The sequence below is a fragment of the Pseudarthrobacter sp. H2 genome (assembly GCF_050157045.1).
Lineage (GTDB): Bacteria > Actinomycetota > Actinomycetes > Actinomycetales > Micrococcaceae > Arthrobacter.
In genome coordinates, this window is sequence record NZ_CP189594.1 from 4,898,333 (window position 1) to 4,914,048 (window position 15,716).

Here is a 15,716-nt window from a genome sequence, read left to right on the forward strand (position 1 = left end):
TTTCGGGCAGGGCGGGCTAGTTCGTTGAATTATTCAATGATCCCACTGTTGCCGTGTTCCCGGTAGTTGCGTGCCTGGGTGATGAACCATTCCATCACCTCCGGATTGGCGAGGGCCTGGACGCTGACCGCATCCCGGGGTGCCAGTCCGCTGAAAAGCTTCTTGATGGGCACCTCGACCCGTTTCATGGAGTGGGTTACGGGAATTGCCGGTGCCTGGATGATTTCGTCCGGCACGTGGCGTGCCGAGGAGCGGGTTCGGATGGCCGAACGAATGCGGTCCCTCAGGGGGTCGTCCAGGGCTGCGCCGGGGGCGAGCACTACGAAGAGCGGCATGTAGTAGCCTCCGTGGGGCTGTTCGGCGCCGATGACGAGGGAATCCGTGATTTCCGGGATGCCGGCAAGTGCCGCGTAGATGTCGGAGGTGCCCAGCCGCACGCCGCCGCGGTTCAGGGTGGCGTCGGACCGGCCATGGACGATGAACGAGCCCCGTGGGGTTTCGGTGATCCAGTCCCCGTGGGTCCAGACTCCCGGGAATTTTGCGAAGTAGGAATCGAAGTAGCGGGATCCGTCCGGGTCTCCCCAGAAGTAGACGGGCATGGACGGCATGGGCCGTGCGATGACCATTTCGCCGATGCCGCCGATCACCCGCTGCCCGGTGTCGGACCAGGACTCGACGGCGACGCCCAGCAGGGGTCCCTGGAGTTCGCCCAGGCGGACCGGCTCCAGCGGGTTTGAGCCGATGAATCCGGAACAGATGTCGGTGCCGCCGGAGTCGGAGCCGAGGTGGACGTCGGTCTTGACGTGTTCGTGGACCCAGCGCCAGGTGGAGTCCGGCAGCGGGGAACCGGTGGACATGATGAAGCGCAGCTTCGCCAGGTCCCATTCCCGCCCGGGTTCCAGTCCGGACTTCTCCACGAGGGACAGATACGCGGCGGGTTAGATCATTGGGCGTTCATAGGAGGTTTCGGCGTTCGCCGCGACGTCCGCGATGTTTCCGCGGTTGATCAGTTCCCGCAGCAGGACCGCGACCCGGAACGCAGGCACGTCCACTGTCGCGAGATTCAGGTGCCGGTCGGCTTGGCCGCCGTGGCCTTTGAGCTATTCCAGCCAGCCCATCAGGGTCAGCATTAGTACGGGCTGGCCGTCGGGGACGGCCTTCATCAGCTCGAACGCGATCCTCTGGGCGTGTCCACACGGTTCCAGTCGGGGCGCGGTGAACTTTCCGAACATGAAGCCTCCAAAGCTTCCGTTGTGGGTGGTGATGGTTGCGCGCATCAGACATGGAGGCTTCTCCTTCGAAGTTTATGCAGGCTATGAACACGCCTTGGCGGAAAAGCAGCTCAGATAATTACCGAAGAGGGCAGGAGCCAACGGCGCCTGCCCTCTTCCTGAGCTTTCTGCCTAGATCAGCGGGGTCACCTGTTCCTTTACGCCGAGCAATGCCCGTCCGTAGGCTTCGCTGGAGATCGCGGGGTTTATGACTGCATGGCGGGACCCTGTTTCAAGGTCCCGCCATTTCTGCTGAAGCGGGTTGGCCTCGGCAAAGGAACCGGCCCCCTGGACGCTCAGCAGCAGGTCCATGGCCTCACGGCATCGAGTGGCAACCACTCCAACATCCATCCGAACCCGCGCCCTGGTATTGAAGTCCATGTACTCGCCAGATGCAGCAGCCTTGTCAATGTCATCCGCTGCCCGGAAAAGATGCAGCTCAGCAGAGTCAATCAGGGAAGCCGCCAGGGCGACGTTTATCTGGGTGGATCCAGCATCGGTGGCCCTGTCGTAGAAGGTGTACGAGATGCCCTTACCTTTGCCGAGGGAATTGATGACATGATCAAGTGCTCCCTTCACCAGCCCCAGCAGGGGGGCAGCGAGGACAATGGCCGAGACTGGGACAAACGCCGAGCGGTACAAGGTCTCGTCCTTGTGCTCGGTGGCAGTGTGACCCTCCACTGCTTGGGTCACTGAAATAATCCGGTGGGCGGGAACGAACACGTCTTCGGCGACAAGAGTGTTACTGCCGGTCCCGCGCATGCCCGCAACGTACCACGTGTCCTCGATGCTCAGGTCCGTCATCGGGATCAAGGCGACACCCTGATCAACCTGCGCACCAGTCCCATCGACCACGGGAACGCCTAGAGCAGCCCAGCCGGCGTGCGATGACCCCGAAGCGAAGCCCCATTTCCCGGTGACTCTCAGCCCGCCTTCGACGGCCACGCTGCTGGAACTCGGAGCAAGGACACCGCAGACGCGGGCGTTGGGGGCGCCTTCAAAAACGTCACGCTGGGCTTGGTCGGGAAACAGACCCACCAGCCAGGAACAGACGTTCGTAAGAGTCGATACCCAGGCCGTGGACCCGCAGGCCTGACCTAGGGTCGAGGTTACCTTCAGGATCGTGGAGATGTTTGCTTCGTGACCACCGAACCGCTTGGGCACAGCAATCTTGAAAAGACCAGCCTCCTCCAGGGCCAAGATGTTTTCCTCGACGACACGGCGGTCCGTCTCCGTTTGGCCGGCATTCTTTCGCAACAGATCCAGGAGTTGGGCTGCCCGGATGGGAAGCTCCAAGGCAAGATCAGCGGTGGATGGGGCAGTTTGCTCTGTGATGATGGTCATCATTGTCCTTCCAGAGGGTTCTCACGGATGAGATTAGTTTCAGGAGCCTCCCAAGAAGCTGCATTCCACCATGTTGGACCTCAGCTTGTTTCGATTCTTGTGCTGGGCCACCAAGATCACGGCCCCCTGCTTGGCGGTTGGCGCAGGCAAGGGCTACATGTGGCTCTCAGCACAAACTTGGACCTCAGGCTTAGAGGTGGAGCCATGGAAGGCCCCACTATGGTCTGGTTCACTGACATCAGTGTTGCCGTATCCCCACCATGCCAACCAAGGAGTCAATGATGACCGTATCGATAGAACGTCCCGCTGCACTGGACGCCTTGTCCCTTCGCCGAGCGATGGGCCTTATCCCGACCTCCGTGGCTGTCGTGACAGGTCACGGGCCCGAAGGTCCGGTTGGAATGACTGTTGGGTCCGTAGCAACGGTTTCCCTCGATCCGCCGCTCATGACCTTTTTCGCTATGAAAAACTCACGTTCCTTCGCCACCCTTCGAACCCTACGGACGATCTGCATAAACGTCCTGGACGAAGACCAGACCGACATCTGCTTCGCATTCGCCTCATCCACGGGTCCCAAATTCGAGGTCGGCAACTGGGACATGGAATTACATGACGTGCCGACCTTGAAGAACGCCACCGTATCCATGGAATGCCGCATCGATTCGGTGTTCGAAGCCGGAGACCACTTCGGTCTGATGGCACGGGTAACGGGATTGACAACCTCGGACAGCCGTCCCCTGATCTTCTACCGTGGACTCATTTCCCGGCTGCACCCGACGTCCGGACGCCAAGGGAAGACCAACCACCTCGGTTGGTGGGCGCACTAAGGGCCCACTGATTATTTAGTTGGTGTGTTGCGGTTTTTGAGGGTGTAGTTCCATTCGGGGTGCCATTCATGCCTGGTGAGGGCGGCGCCGGTGTCCTGCAGTGAAGCCATTTGCTCGTCGGGTATTTTCACGCCGGTGGGATAGGTGCCGGTGTCCAGTTCGGCCTGGACGGTGAGTCCGGTTTTAGTGGTGGTCGCGGCGATGGAGTTGACGATGACTTCGTGGCTTGTCAGCGGCCGGCCGCGCCAGTTCATGGAGATGTGGGAGAAGAGTTTGTGCTCGATCTTGTTCCATTTGCTGGTGCCCGGGGGCAGGTGGCAGACGGTGATCTCCAGGCCCGTTTCGGCGGCCAGTGCGGCGAGTTCGGTCTTCCAGAGCCGGGTCCGGTAGCCGTTGGAGCCGCCTCCGTCGGCGGTGATCAGCATCCGGTTGGCACTTGGGTGGGTGGTGTGGCCGGTGGTGTTCCACCAGGAGCGGATGGTGTTCACGGCGAAAGCTGCGGTGTCGTGGTCCGTGCCCACCGACACCCACCCGGTGTTGGTGCCCACGTCATAGACGCCGTAGGGGTTGGCCTTGCCTTTTTCTTTGTCGATGAAGTCGTGGACCTTGACCTGTTCGGGGTCTCGGGCGGGGCGCCATTCGGTGCCTTTGTTTTTGTACTCGCCGACGAGTTCCTTTTTCTTGGTGTCCACGGAAATGACCGGCTGGTTGTCTTCGAGGTGGTCGGAGGCTTGGGCGTTGAGGTAGGCGAATTGCTGATCCCTGTCCGGGTGCTGCCCGCCCTCGAGGGTCTTGGCGTTTCCCTGCAGGCTGAAGCCATTGTCCTTGAGCAGTTTCGCCACGCTCTCCGCTCCCACCCGGTGTCCTTGTCCGGTGAGCTCGGTGGCCAGCTTCGCCGTTGAGAGAGTCGTCCATGACAATGGGGATTCGGGGTCCCCGCGGCGGGTTGGTTCCACCAGCGCCAGCAACGCCGGGACCAGTCCGGGGTTCTTCTCGGTCAGGGTCTTGCGGCCAGCCCCGGGCTTGCGGATGCCCGGAAGCGGGGCGGTGCCGGCTTCCAGCTCGTTGACGCCCTGCTGGACCCTTGAGCGAGCGGCGCCCGAGGCCCGGGCCACCGCGGCGATCCCGCCATGGCCCAGGGACCGGGCCTCGGCCGCCAGCAGTAGCCGCGTGGCCCGTTCATCGAGGTGGGGCAGGATCGTGTCGAACTTTGCACGCAGTGAGTCGACAACCTCAGCGGAAATGGGCATACACCATTGTCTCACTCAAAGGTCAATTAGTCGTACTTATTTATGGGCGTTCCCTAACGCGCCTGAGTTGCTCACCGTACTGCGGGTCCGTGAGGACTGAAATTACTCAAGGTGGCCGATCTCATGTTCGTTTGGGACTGCATCGGTCCGCGTATAACTGGTCCAGCCAGAAGGTTCCGCCTGAGCATCCCACCGGGCTGTGAACGGTGTGCGGGGAGCAGTTGTCCGTCACTGCGGCCCCGGGATTGGAAGCGGCCGCTCACATGGAGGCTAGAAGCACCAGAGACCCAAATGTATCTGCGAGAACCAGCGCTGTATGCAATTCAAACCGTCGCTGGGCCACGTCATAGCCCAGCAATTCTCCCGCGCGCTTGACCCGGTACGCCACGGTGTTTCGAGAGACGAACAGCCGCTGGGCTGCCGCATGGGGGCTGCTTTCCTCCTCCAAGTAAATCAGCAAGGTGGTGCGCAGGTCCCGGGCATTAGGCGTGTCCAGAGCCAGGGGACCGAGCTCGCGCGTGACCAAGTCGCGGGCCGTCGACATATCCGCTGAAAGCATACTGGGGATGGCAACGTCCGCGTAGTAGGTTGCCCAGGCCCTTGACGTGTGACGGGTTCTGGCTGTGCGCTCAGCTACCTCTGCTTCCCGGTGGGAGCGACGGAACCCGTCCACATCCCGGGCAGGACACCCCACGGCCATGTGGATGTCTACTGCCGGAGGCGGGTAGTCGACAGCAGCCGGCGGCGAAGAGAAACTCGTTCGGCTGCCCCAAGCCCAAACCTTGCCACCCCCGACGGGCATAACCAAAGTCTTCGTAGCGTCCATCCGGGCAAGGGCTTCCATTGCAGCAGCCTCAAGATCGGGCGTGTCGGTGCCGTTTCTCGGCGGATCAAACCAGAGCGTCATCGCGATGTGCTGGCGGGAAAGGTCATACCCTAAGTCCCGTGACGCTTCTGCCTTGTCTCTACGGGTTCCTTCCAGGATCTGACGGATGGTTTCAGCCTTGGCCGCGGCGGCGCTGACCGTCCATCGTTCCCGCTCGCCCAGAAAGGATTCCGCCATATCCGCAGAGAATTCATCAATGTACTTGAACAGACCCTCTGAGATCAGCTGCATCTGACCGACTCGGTCCTTTTCCGGCACCAGAACGCTGCAGGAATCCAGAAAGGCTTTCGTCATGACGGCGTGGCCCAGCCGTATCCCGCGTAAAACGCTGTCCAGGCGCATCCCACGGCGAACGAAGTCCATATCCCCTTGAAGGGCCTCTGGGGTGATAGCGGGCAAACCTTCCCCTTCGTGGCTGAGCCAGAATAGCGCCCTGATCACCGACGACTCCGGGCCCATCCGCAGCGATTCGAATTCCTCTGGCCCCTGCTGATGATTCGGTATTTCTGCCATGACTTTGGCTGTCATCGCCGCCCCAACCTGGATCGCCCACTCAACAGGTCCAACCCCAAGCCGCTCAATCGCGTCAGCAACAGTCACCGGACGGCTTGCGGGCTTGGGCACTTCAACGCCGGGCACGGGCGTCAGCTGTCGAAGCCACGAATCAGCGCCCATCACTCCTCACTTCCATCAGACATCGTCATCGTCCTAGCTAGCGCACCGGCGGTCGAAAAGAGTCTTGGCGCTGTGCATTCCGGTTCTTTCCAAAAATTGTCGCAGGCAACGTCCAAGCCGTGCATCCGCAGCGGACCCGTCTGGTTGTGTGGTGAAGATTTTTCCTGCAACTTGATCTGCTTGTTTGATTTCGCCAGTCCCGAGGTCAGCCCAGGGATATTCCGGCTGCGCCAGCTACTTGGAGGATCAGTTCGTTGGTTACTCTACGATGCTGTTGTTGCGGTGCTCCCTGTAGCTCTGCGCCTGGGTGACGAACCAGTCCATCGCCTCGGGGTTGGCAAGAGCCTGCACGCTGACCGCGTCCCGGGGTGCCAGTCCGCTGAAAAGCTTCTTGATGGGCACCTCGACCCGTTTCATGGAGTGGGTTACGGGAATTGCCGGTGCCTGGATGATTTCATCCGGCACGTGGCGTGCGGAGGAGCGGGCGCGGATGGCCGAACGAATGCGGTCCCTCAGGGGGTCGTCCAGGGCTGCGCCGGGGGCGAGCACGACGAAGAGCGGCATGTAGTAGCCTCCGTCCGGTTGTTCGGCGCCGACGACGAGGGAATCCGTAATTTCCGGGATGCCGGCAAGGGCCGCGTAGATGTCCGAGGTGCCCAGCCGCACGCCGCCGCGGTTCAGTGTGGCGTCGGACCGGCCGTGGACGATGAACGAGCCCCGCCGGGTTTCGGTGATCCAGTCACCGTGCGTCCAGACTCCCGGGAACTTTGCGAAGTAGGAATCGAAATAGCGGGATCCGTCCGGGTCTCCCCAGAAAAAGACGGGCATCGACGGCATGGGCCGTCTGATGACCATTTCACCGATGCCGCCGATCAACCGCTGCCCGGTGTCGGACCAGGACTCCACGGCGACGCCCAGCAGGGGGCCCTGGAGTTCGCCCAGGTGGACCGGCTCCAGGGGATTTGAGCCGATGAACCCGGAACAGATGTCCGTGCCGCCGGAGTCGGAGCCCAGGTGGACGTCGGCCTTGACGTGCTCGTGTACCCAACACCAGGTGGAGTCGGGCAGGGGCGAGCCGGTGGACATGATGAAGCGCAGCTTCGCCAGATTCCACTCCCGTCCCGGCTCCAGTCCGGACTTCTCCACGAGGGACAGATACGCGGCGCCGGTGGCAAACATCGTGGCGCCGGTATTGGCCAGGATCTGGAACTGCCGGTCCTTGCGCGCCAGGGTGGGCGAACCGGAGTAGGTGACTACCGAGGCTCCGGTGACGAGGTAGCTGACCAGGGTGTTCCACACCATCCACGAGGTATTGGCGGCCACGTAGTACAGATCCCCCGGCCCGGCATCCTGATTCAGGCCGATGCCCTTCAGCGCCTCCAGGGTCATGCCGCCATGGGAATGGACGATGCCCTTCGGCGCACCGGTCGTTCCTGAAGAAAAAAGCACCCACAGCGGGTGGTCGAACGGAACCCGCTCGTAGTCCGGTTCGGCGTCCCCGCCCAGAAGCCCGTCAAAGGAAAGCCGGCCCGCCTCCGGCTCCTGGCCAGGGTGGAGGCAGCGGACCAGGATGGTCTGGCGGAGGCTGGGTAGCCCTGCCTCCACCTCGGCCAGTTGAGCGAGTCTCGAAATTTCCTTGCCGTTGAACCGGTATCCGTCCACCCCGATCAGCACGGTCGGTTCGAGCTGGCGCAGGCGGTCCAGACTGGCCTCAGCCGAGAGGTCCGGAGAGTTGATGGACCAGACTGCGCCGATGCTCGCAGCCGCGAGGAGCCCGATGAGTGCCTCGGGGATGTTGGGCAGTACGGCGCCGACGCGGTCCCCGGGCTTCACTCCCAGCCGCCGCAGCGCGGCAGCCAGCGACGCGACCTGCCGTTCAAATTCCTGCCAGCTCAGCGAGCGGGTGGAATCGTCCTCCTCGACGGTCAGCACCGCCGTCGGACTCCGCTCCTTACCTCCATTGCTGCGACGGAAGATGTTTTCGGCCAGATTGAGCCGGCCGTCCGGATACCAGCGGGCGCCGGGCATCCGCTCCTCAGCCAGGGCCGGGCCGTCGAGTCCGTCGCCTATTACCCCGAAGTACCCGGTCACGGCGGCCCAGAAGTCCCCCATTTCGTCGACGGACCACTGCCACGCCTCGCGGTAGGTGGTGAGGCCGATTCCGCGGCTCCGGGAGACATGTCCCATGAAGTCCCACAGCCGCGTGCCCTCCCGTTGTTCCGGGCTGGGAGACCACATCACCGGCGGGGCAATGGCAGTTTCGGTCTGGACTTCCTGAGGCATCATTGCCCTTCCTGGTGATTCTGGGGTGGTGCGTGGCTAAACGAACTGATTGCGGATGGTTCCGATGCCCTCAAGGGTGCTGGTGAGGACGTTGCCGGGTTTGAGGAAGATGCCGTGGGACATACCTACCCCGGCCGGTGTTCCGGTGAAAATGAGGTCCCCCGGCTGCAGGGTCACCACCTGGGAAAGATCGGCGACGATTCTTGGCACTGAGAAGATCAGGTCGCGGGTATTGCCGTCCTGGACTGTCCACTGGCCGTCCACCCCGGGACCTTCAAGGACCGCGGAGATACGCAGGGAATCCTTGTCCGCAAGTTCGTCCGTGGTAACGACAGCCGGCCCGAAGGGTGCGAAGTTCGGGAACGACTTGCCGAGGCTGAACTGGGCGGCCGGCCCGCGGCGCTGCACGACGCGCTCACTGTAGTCCTGGCCCAGGCTCAGCCCGGCGACGTGGTCCCAGGCCTTTTCCTCGTCGACTTTGTAGCCTTCTTTGCCGATGACGACGACGAGCTCGGTTTCGTAGTCCACGCTGTCGGACGGGAGGTCCACCGTCACATTTGGCCCGGCCAGCGAGGACTGGAACTTGGTGAACACGACGAGGTGCTCCGGGTACGGAAGGCTGGCCTCGTCGGCATGGTCCTTGTAGTTGAGGCCGATGGCAAAGATCTGCCGCGGGTTGGGAACGGGAGCACCCAGGTGGTCCTCGTTGAAGGGCTCGGCGGCGGAGTAGTCGGCGCCGTCCGCCCAACTCCGGAAAGCGTCCCAGTCCTGGTAGACGGACAAAGGATCTGCAGCGAAGGCGCCATGACTGGCCCGTTCAATATCGAGGGCTTTGCCCTCCCTGAGGAGGACGGATCGGCCTTTGAGGTTGGCGATGCGCATGGTCGGCAGCCCTTCTAGTCGATTCCCGGCGCGACATCGGCGCCCGGAGGGAGGGGGACGCCGTCCGCGAGGGCCGGGTTGGCCGCGATCCGGGCCGGCCACGGGTCCGGGAAGGACATGTCCGGGCTCTCGTTCTCCGGCCGGTACTTTCCGGCGTAGGCGTTCTTGTGGATCTGGTCACCGTCCAGGCCGTCCCTGCGGGCCTGGACGAGCTGCTCGGGATCAAACTGGGGGCCGACCTGGTCTTCGGAGAATTCCTGCGCGGCCCACATCCATTCCTTGGACAGGCCCCAGTCCCCGAAGTTGTCCACCTGGATTTCGATGCCGTTGCCGTCGGGGTCCACGTAGTACATGGACATGGTCATGCCGTGGTCCAGGCAGACGGCCGGCAGGATTCCCTGGTCGCGGAGGCGCTCGTAGTTGTCCAGCCACTGGTCAAACGTGGCGTACTCGAACGCCGTGTGGTGCAGGCCTGCGGTGTGGGGCTTGTCCACCGGCGGCTTGGTGCCGGGCAGTCGCAGGAGCGCGATGCGGTGGTTCGCCTCATCGTTGGTGAGCCAGGCGGCGTGGGAGGAGTAATACACCGGCTGAAGGCCGCACACCAGTTCGTAGAAGTGCACCATGGCGTCCACGTCCATTGTCATGAAGGTTGCATGGTGCAGCTTGGGTGCCGTGATGGGCCGCGGCTTGGGGTTGCGCAGGTAGTTGGACTGCTCATTGGTCGACATCGTTGTCCCTTTCATCGAAGGCAGATTGCCGGTCTTTGCCGCCGGCTCCAGGTTCCATCAAAACCCAGGATTCTCGGTATGTCAACAAATTCTCGATAATCCATTGATTAGTAGTTAAAACTGGGAGAGGATGGCGGTGGGACAGAACGTGCCCGAGATCACTTACCCAGCGTGGAGGATTCAGTGTCAGATATCGAAGTTCCCGTCCTTATTATCGGCGGAGGAGGGGCCGGGCTTACGGCTTCGATGCTCCTGTCCGATCTGGGCATTGAGCATTTGCTGGTCAGTGCCCTGCCCGGAACGTCCACCTTGCCCAAGGCGCACGTCGTCAACCAGCGGTCCATGGAGATTTACCGCAAACTCGGGGTGGCCGGGGACATCTACGAGGCCGGAACCCCGCCGGAAGCGATGGCCAGGACCGCCTGGTACGCGGGCCTGAACGGTGATGACCCCGTCTACGGGCGGGAGATCGCCAGCCAGGAGGTGTGGGGAGCCGGCTACACGGACCCGGATTACATCGCCGCGAGCCCCTGCCGGATGACCAATCTGCCCCAGTTGCGCCTGGAACCTGTCCTCCTTAAGCACGCCAAGCGGAAGAACCAGGACGCGATCCGGTTCAACCACGAGCTGCTCTCCTTCACCCAGGACGACGCCGGCGTCAGCTCCACCGTCCTCAACAAGGACACCGGTGAGACCTATACGGTCCGGAGCCAGTACCTTTACGGGGCCGACGGCGGGCGGAAGGTCGGCGCCGAAGCCGGCATTGAACTCCTTGGCCAGCGCAACATCCTCTACACCGTCTCGGTGCATTTCACGGCGGACCTCAGCAAGTACCTCAAGGATCCCAGCGTCCTGATCAACTGGATGTGGCCCGCCCACACCGGCAATATGACCCTCCTGGTGCCGATGGGACCCGATAACTGGGGCCCTGGCTCGCAGGAATGGGTCTTCCACGAGAACTACGCCTTCGACGACAACAGGGTGGCGGACGATGAGATCTTGATCGCCAACATGAAGAAGGCGCTCGGCCTGCCTGATCTTGAGCCCACTGTCCACAAGATCAGCCGCTGGACCTTTGAGGCCCTGGTCGCCGAGCGTTTCCAGGAAGACCGGGTGTTCCTGCTCGGGGACGCAGCGCACCGCCATGGCCCCACGGGCGGCCTGGGCCTGAATACCGCCATTCAGGATGCCTACAACCTCTGCTGGAAGACCGCCGCGGTCCTGCGCGGGCAGGCCTCGCCCGCGCTGCTGGAGACCTACCAGGCCGAGCGGCAGCCGGTGGCCGCCACCAACGTCCGCCGTTCCACGGAGAACGCCATGAACCACCTGGCCATCGGGGAGGCCCTCGGTGTCAGCCCGGCCAACAGCACCGAGGACAACCTGGCCTCCTTGCGGCGGGTCTGGAGCGAGGACGCGGCCGACGACGACTTCCGCGCCGTGTTGAGCGCAACGATTGCCGCCCAGTCCATGGAGTTCCGGGAACATAACATTGAGGCCGGATTCCGCTACGATTCGGCCGCCATCGTGCTCGATCCCCGTTGCGCGTGGATCCGGGACCGCGGACACACAGCCGCCGGAGCCATTCTGGTCCGGCCGGATAAGTTCATTGCGTTCCGGGCTGACAAGGCAGGGGACTCTCCGGATGAGGAGCTCCGGCAGGCCTTCCTCTCCATCGCTGGCCGGTCCTAGCCCGAGGAAGGACCGGCAGCTGGATTGAAGACCGAAAGGGCGGTTGCGGAACGTGAGTTCCGCAACCGCCCTTCATCGTCGGATGGGTCCCGGTTTGCGTTGAGAGCCGTCAGTCGAAGCGTGCCCTCAACTCAGGCGCTCGATCACCATCGCCATTCCCTGGCCGCCACCAACGCACATCGTGGCCAGCCCGAACTGCTGGTCGCGCGTGTCCAGCCCGTTGATCAGGGTGGTGAGCAAGCGGACGCCGGTGGCACCAAACGGATGGCCCAGGGCGATGGAGCCGCCGTGCGGATTCAGCTGTTCGTCGATGTCGATGCCAAGCTGGCGGGCCGAGGGGAGAACCTGGGCCGCGAACGCTTCGTTAAGTTCCACGATGCCGATGTCCTTGATGCCCAGTCCCGCCCGGCGGAGGGCCATCCGGCTGGCCTCCACGGGGCCCAGTCCCATGATCTCGGGCGACAGGCCGGTCACTCCCGTGGAGACGATGCGTGCCAGCGGCTTCAGTCCATAGTCGCGGGCCAGTTCCGCGGACACGATGACCGACCCGGCCGCGCCATCATTCAAGGGGCAGGCATTGCCTGCCGTGACAGTGCCGTCTTCCCTGAACACGGGTTTCAGCCCGGCCAGCTTCTCCGCTGTCGTGCCCGGCCGCGGGCCGTCGTCGGCGCTGAAGACCTGTCCGTCGGGGCCGGTCACGGGGATGATCTCGCGGGCAAAGAACCCGTTCGCGGCAGAGGCGACTGCGCGCTGCTGGGAGCGGGCGGCAAACGCGTCCATCTCGGACCGCGTCGTCCCGGTCAGCGCGGCCACATTTTCTGCAGTATGGCCCATGGACATGTAGTAGTCCGGGAGTAGGCCCTCGAGCCGCGGATCGGACCATGCTGCACCCGTGGACACGATGCGGGCAGTCCGCGCCGACGCTTCTGCGAAACCGGGGTTGGCGGCCTCCCGGTTTTCTCCGTACCAGGAGACGCACTCCACGCCTCCCACCAGATATCCCCGGCCTTCACCGGCACGGATCGCGTGGAAGGCCATGCGGGCGCCCTGAAGTGACGACGCGCAGTACCGGTTGACGGTGGTTCCGGGCAACAGATCCGCGCCCAGCTGCACCGCGACGCGCCGGGCCATGTTCCAGCCGTGCTCGTCCTGAGGCTGGGCGCAGCCCAGATGCAGGTCTTCGAACTCGCTGAGGGGCAGATCGGGAACTTTCGCCAGGATCCCGGTGAAGACCTCGGCGGCCAGGTCGTCGGGGCGGATGGCAGTCAGGGTGCCTTTGCCGGCCCTCCCGATGGGGGAGCGGCCGATGGCGACGATGACGGCGTCGTTGTCTTTGGGGGTCATGGTGCTGTGCTCCTGGAGAGTGCGGTTGCGGTCGTGTTCAAGCTGTCGCCCAGGCCCGTGATGAGACTGTGGAGATCTGCGAGGGTTGCGGCGCCGTCGTAGACGTAGAAGTCCGGACGGAACAGTTGGGCAATGTGGCCGTATCCGGCGAGGTACTCCAGGTACAGGTTGCCCGTGTCCTCCACTGTCAGGACGCCGCCGGGCGCCGTCCTGCCGGTTTCGGGGCGCGCCTCCACGGGCAGCGCGGACCCCGGCGGCAGAACGCGGACAACCCAGCCTGCGATCCCGTCAGGGAAGGAACCGGCAAGTTCGACGGCGGCCTGCGGGCCGACCGCTGACCCGTCGCACACGAGGGTGAAGCCGCCGAAAGTGCGCCGGTCCAGCAAGTCCGTGATGCCATCGGCAAACCGGACGCGTGCCTGCACGCCGATGATTCCCGCCACGGCGGAACTGAGCGGGTCACCGCCCGGGAAGACGCCGCGGCCCAGCCGCTCCGGCGGGATCGGCGGAAGAGCCGACACCGGGTCCGGGCCGTTGGCCAGGAAGTGCGCATCCCGCGCGGCCACCGCAGCCGGATCGGTTTCGCAGATGACCTTTCCCAGCTCCACCGACATGCCAATGGCGTGCTGGACGTGCGCTGAACGTTCCGAATCGTAGGTATCCAGGAGCGCGTCCCCGGCGGCGCCCCGGAGGACAAGGTCCAGCTTCCAGGCCAGGTTCACCGCGTCCCGCACACCGCTGACCATGCCCTGGCCGAAGAACGGCGGCATCTGGTGGGCCGCATCGCCGGCCAGGATAATCCGGCCGTCACGCCAGGACGAGGCATACCGGGCCTGGAAGGTATACAGGGCCCGGCGTTCCAGCGCCGCATTCGCGGGCGTGACGCCCCACGGTTCGAGAAGGCTCCATGCCGTTTCATCGGTGTCAAAGGATTTGAGGTTATCCTGCGGCATCCGCATGAATTCGAAGCGGCGCCGGCCCGGTCCGCCGTTGACGGCAGAGGTGGGACGCGCGGGATCGCACACCTGCAGGTTGTCCGGCACCCACTCCCGGACCTCTTTCGGCAGGATGTCCACTATCAGCCAGTCGTAGAAGAACCCCAGATCGGTGACGGCGGTGTTCATGTACTGGCGGACAAAGCTCCTGGCCCCGTCGCAGCCCACCACGTACCGGGCGCGCAGCTTCTTGTGTTTGAGCGTGGGGCTGGTGATGGCGAGGGTGGCGTGGCCTTCCCCCTGTTCGAGGCCGACCGCTTCGGTGCCGCGCAGGACCCGGATATTGGGGAAGTCCCCGGCCCGCCGGCGCAGCCGGTCCTCGAGGGCGGGCTGGTTGAACATCGTGGATTCAGGCCAGCCCTGGGGGCCCTCCAGGGGAAACCTGAACTGCAGCAGGGTTTCCCTGGCTGCCGTCTGCCACTCATAGATATCCGAGGCGGAGGAGAACTCGGCCATGAAGCCGGCAAGTCCGAGGCCGTCCAGGACCCTGGAGATGTCGCCGTCGTAGTGGACGGCGCGGGGAAGCGGGTACGGTTCGGTCTGCTTCTCGACGACGACGACGTCGTGCCCGTGCCGGGCCAGCAACAGCGCCAGCACCTGGCCAACGGGTCCAAGCCCGACAATTGCCACGTCGTGGACGGGGGCCGTGAGGGCGGTCTCCGGCGGACCCGAAGGGTCTGCTGCGTAATCTGACATGCGATTTTCTCCCTTGAAACGATGCCGGCCTGCGTTTAAAGTGACGGGGGTCATGGCCAGCATCGCAGAGATTCTTCATGCATTCAAGAATTATCGAAAATAAACGGATTCGCGGACATCGGCTATCGTGGAACCATGGCAACCAATCCCAGCGGCTCGACCCTGACCGAGCATGTCTATGAACAGCTTCGTGCCGGCATCCTCAAGGGCCGCTACGTTCCGGGCAGCCCGCTGCGTCTCGCTGCGTTGTCCAAGGAGTTCGGCGTCAGCATGGCCGTCGTCCGGGAGGCCCTCGTCCGCCTGGCTGAACAGCACCTCGTGGCTCTTGCGCCCAACCAGGGCTTCAGGGTCATCACCATCTCCCGGCAGGACCTGATCGACCTCACCGATCTGCGGATCCGGCTCGAAGGCCTGGCCCTGCAGCGGTCCGTTGAGTCCGGCGACATGGGCTGGGAGGCCAATGTCGTGGCAACCCACCACCGGCTGGAGCGGGCGCCGCTGACGCATCCGGGCGAACCTGGCACCACCGAGGAATGGAGCGCGGCCCATGCGGCTTTTCATGACGCCCTGGGTGTCGGCTGCGGCAGCCCGCGTCTGATTGCATTCACCCGCACCCTGCGCGACAGCTCGGAGTTGTACCGCCAGCTCTCCGGAACGGCGGTGGAAAGAAGCCGCGATGTGAAGGGTGAACACCGGGAACTGATGGAGCTGGCGACGGGCCGTCAGGCCGACGAGGCGGTCGAGTCGCTTCGGCGGCACCTGCAATGGACCACCGACGCCTTGCTGGAGTCCGTCCTGGCTGAGCCGGTAGCAACCGCCGGGAGCGCCCGGTAATCACCATAGAAT

At 63.8% G+C, this 15,716-nt stretch carries 12 protein-coding genes and 1 pseudogene; 3 read left to right on the top strand and 10 right to left on the bottom strand.

Annotated elements, in window-relative coordinates; genetic code table 11:
• Window positions 1-29: 29 nt before the first annotated feature.
• The 3 genes from ACQCSZ_RS22700 to ACQCSZ_RS22710 all read right to left on the bottom strand — a co-directional run bounded on the left by ACQCSZ_RS22700 (window position 30) and on the right by ACQCSZ_RS22710 (window position 2,618).
• A complete protein-coding gene (locus tag ACQCSZ_RS22700; RefSeq protein WP_427005849.1) occupies window positions 30-917 on the bottom strand; it encodes an AMP-binding enzyme in 888 nt (295 codons plus the stop codon).
• Between the two features lie 183 nt (window positions 918-1,100).
• A complete protein-coding gene (locus ACQCSZ_RS22705; RefSeq protein WP_427005850.1) occupies window positions 1,101-1,277 on the bottom strand; it encodes a hypothetical protein in 177 nt (58 codons plus the stop codon).
• A gap of 126 nt (window positions 1,278-1,403) precedes the next feature.
• Window positions 1,404-2,618, bottom strand: a complete 1,215-nt coding sequence (locus ACQCSZ_RS22710) for an acyl-CoA dehydrogenase family protein (RefSeq protein ID WP_427005851.1) — start codon at window positions 2,616-2,618, stop codon at window positions 1,404-1,406.
• A gap of 335 nt (window positions 2,619-2,953) precedes the next feature.
• On the opposite strand from ACQCSZ_RS22710, the gene ACQCSZ_RS22715 reads away from it, so the two are divergent.
• Window positions 2,954-3,442, top strand: coding sequence for a flavin reductase family protein (locus tag ACQCSZ_RS22715; RefSeq protein ID WP_427008425.1), 489 nt, complete (start codon window positions 2,954-2,956; stop codon window positions 3,440-3,442).
• A 35-nt stretch (window positions 3,443-3,477) separates the two neighbouring features.
• Here the strand turns inward: ACQCSZ_RS22715 and ACQCSZ_RS22720 are convergent.
• From ACQCSZ_RS22720 to ACQCSZ_RS22740, 5 genes and pseudogenes are all read right to left on the bottom strand, one after another.
• Window positions 3,478-4,692 (bottom strand): annotated as a pseudogene (locus ACQCSZ_RS22720) (ISAzo13 family transposase); the annotation flags it as partial.
• A gap of 259 nt (window positions 4,693-4,951) precedes the next feature.
• Window positions 4,952-6,253, bottom strand: coding sequence for a PucR family transcriptional regulator (locus ACQCSZ_RS22725; protein ID WP_427005852.1), 1,302 nt, complete (start codon window positions 6,251-6,253; stop codon window positions 4,952-4,954).
• A gap of 258 nt (window positions 6,254-6,511) precedes the next feature.
• Window positions 6,512-8,539: an acetoacetate--CoA ligase gene (locus ACQCSZ_RS22730; RefSeq protein WP_427005853.1), complete on the bottom strand. Its 2,028-nt coding sequence runs from the start codon at window positions 8,537-8,539 to the stop codon at window positions 6,512-6,514.
• A 33-nt stretch (window positions 8,540-8,572) separates the two neighbouring features.
• Window positions 8,573-9,418, bottom strand: a complete 846-nt coding sequence (locus tag ACQCSZ_RS22735; RefSeq protein ID WP_427005854.1) for a fumarylacetoacetate hydrolase family protein — start codon at window positions 9,416-9,418, stop codon at window positions 8,573-8,575.
• Window positions 9,419-9,432: 14 nt separating this feature from the next.
• Complete coding sequence (locus ACQCSZ_RS22740; protein ID WP_427005855.1) at window positions 9,433-10,146, bottom strand: VOC family protein; 714 nt, start codon at window positions 10,144-10,146, stop codon at window positions 9,433-9,435.
• Between the two features lie 183 nt (window positions 10,147-10,329).
• Here ACQCSZ_RS22740 and ACQCSZ_RS22745 point away from each other — a divergent pair, with 183 nt between their 5' ends.
• Window positions 10,330-11,835, top strand: a complete 1,506-nt coding sequence (locus ACQCSZ_RS22745) for an FAD-dependent monooxygenase (protein WP_427005856.1) — start codon at window positions 10,330-10,332, stop codon at window positions 11,833-11,835.
• Window positions 11,836-11,961: 126 nt separating this feature from the next.
• Here ACQCSZ_RS22745 and ACQCSZ_RS22750 read toward each other — a convergent pair whose 3' ends face one another.
• Together ACQCSZ_RS22750 and ACQCSZ_RS22755 are read right to left on the bottom strand one after the other, a co-directional pair.
• Window positions 11,962-13,179, bottom strand: coding sequence for an acetyl-CoA C-acetyltransferase (locus tag ACQCSZ_RS22750; protein WP_427005857.1), 1,218 nt, complete (start codon window positions 13,177-13,179; stop codon window positions 11,962-11,964).
• The gene (locus tag ACQCSZ_RS22755) at window positions 13,176-14,870 is read right to left on the bottom strand and encodes a bifunctional 3-(3-hydroxy-phenyl)propionate/3-hydroxycinnamic acid hydroxylase (RefSeq protein WP_427005858.1); all 1,695 of its coding nucleotides are present in this window, start codon (window positions 14,868-14,870) and stop codon (window positions 13,176-13,178) included. Before ACQCSZ_RS22755 ends, ACQCSZ_RS22750 begins: the two co-directional genes overlap by 4 nt.
• A 135-nt stretch (window positions 14,871-15,005) precedes the next feature.
• On the opposite strand from ACQCSZ_RS22755, the gene ACQCSZ_RS22760 reads away from it, so the two are divergent.
• The gene (locus ACQCSZ_RS22760; RefSeq protein WP_427005859.1) at window positions 15,006-15,704 is read left to right on the top strand and encodes a GntR family transcriptional regulator; all 699 of its coding nucleotides are present in this window, start codon (window positions 15,006-15,008) and stop codon (window positions 15,702-15,704) included.
• The last annotated feature ends 12 nt before the right edge of the window (window positions 15,705-15,716 follow it).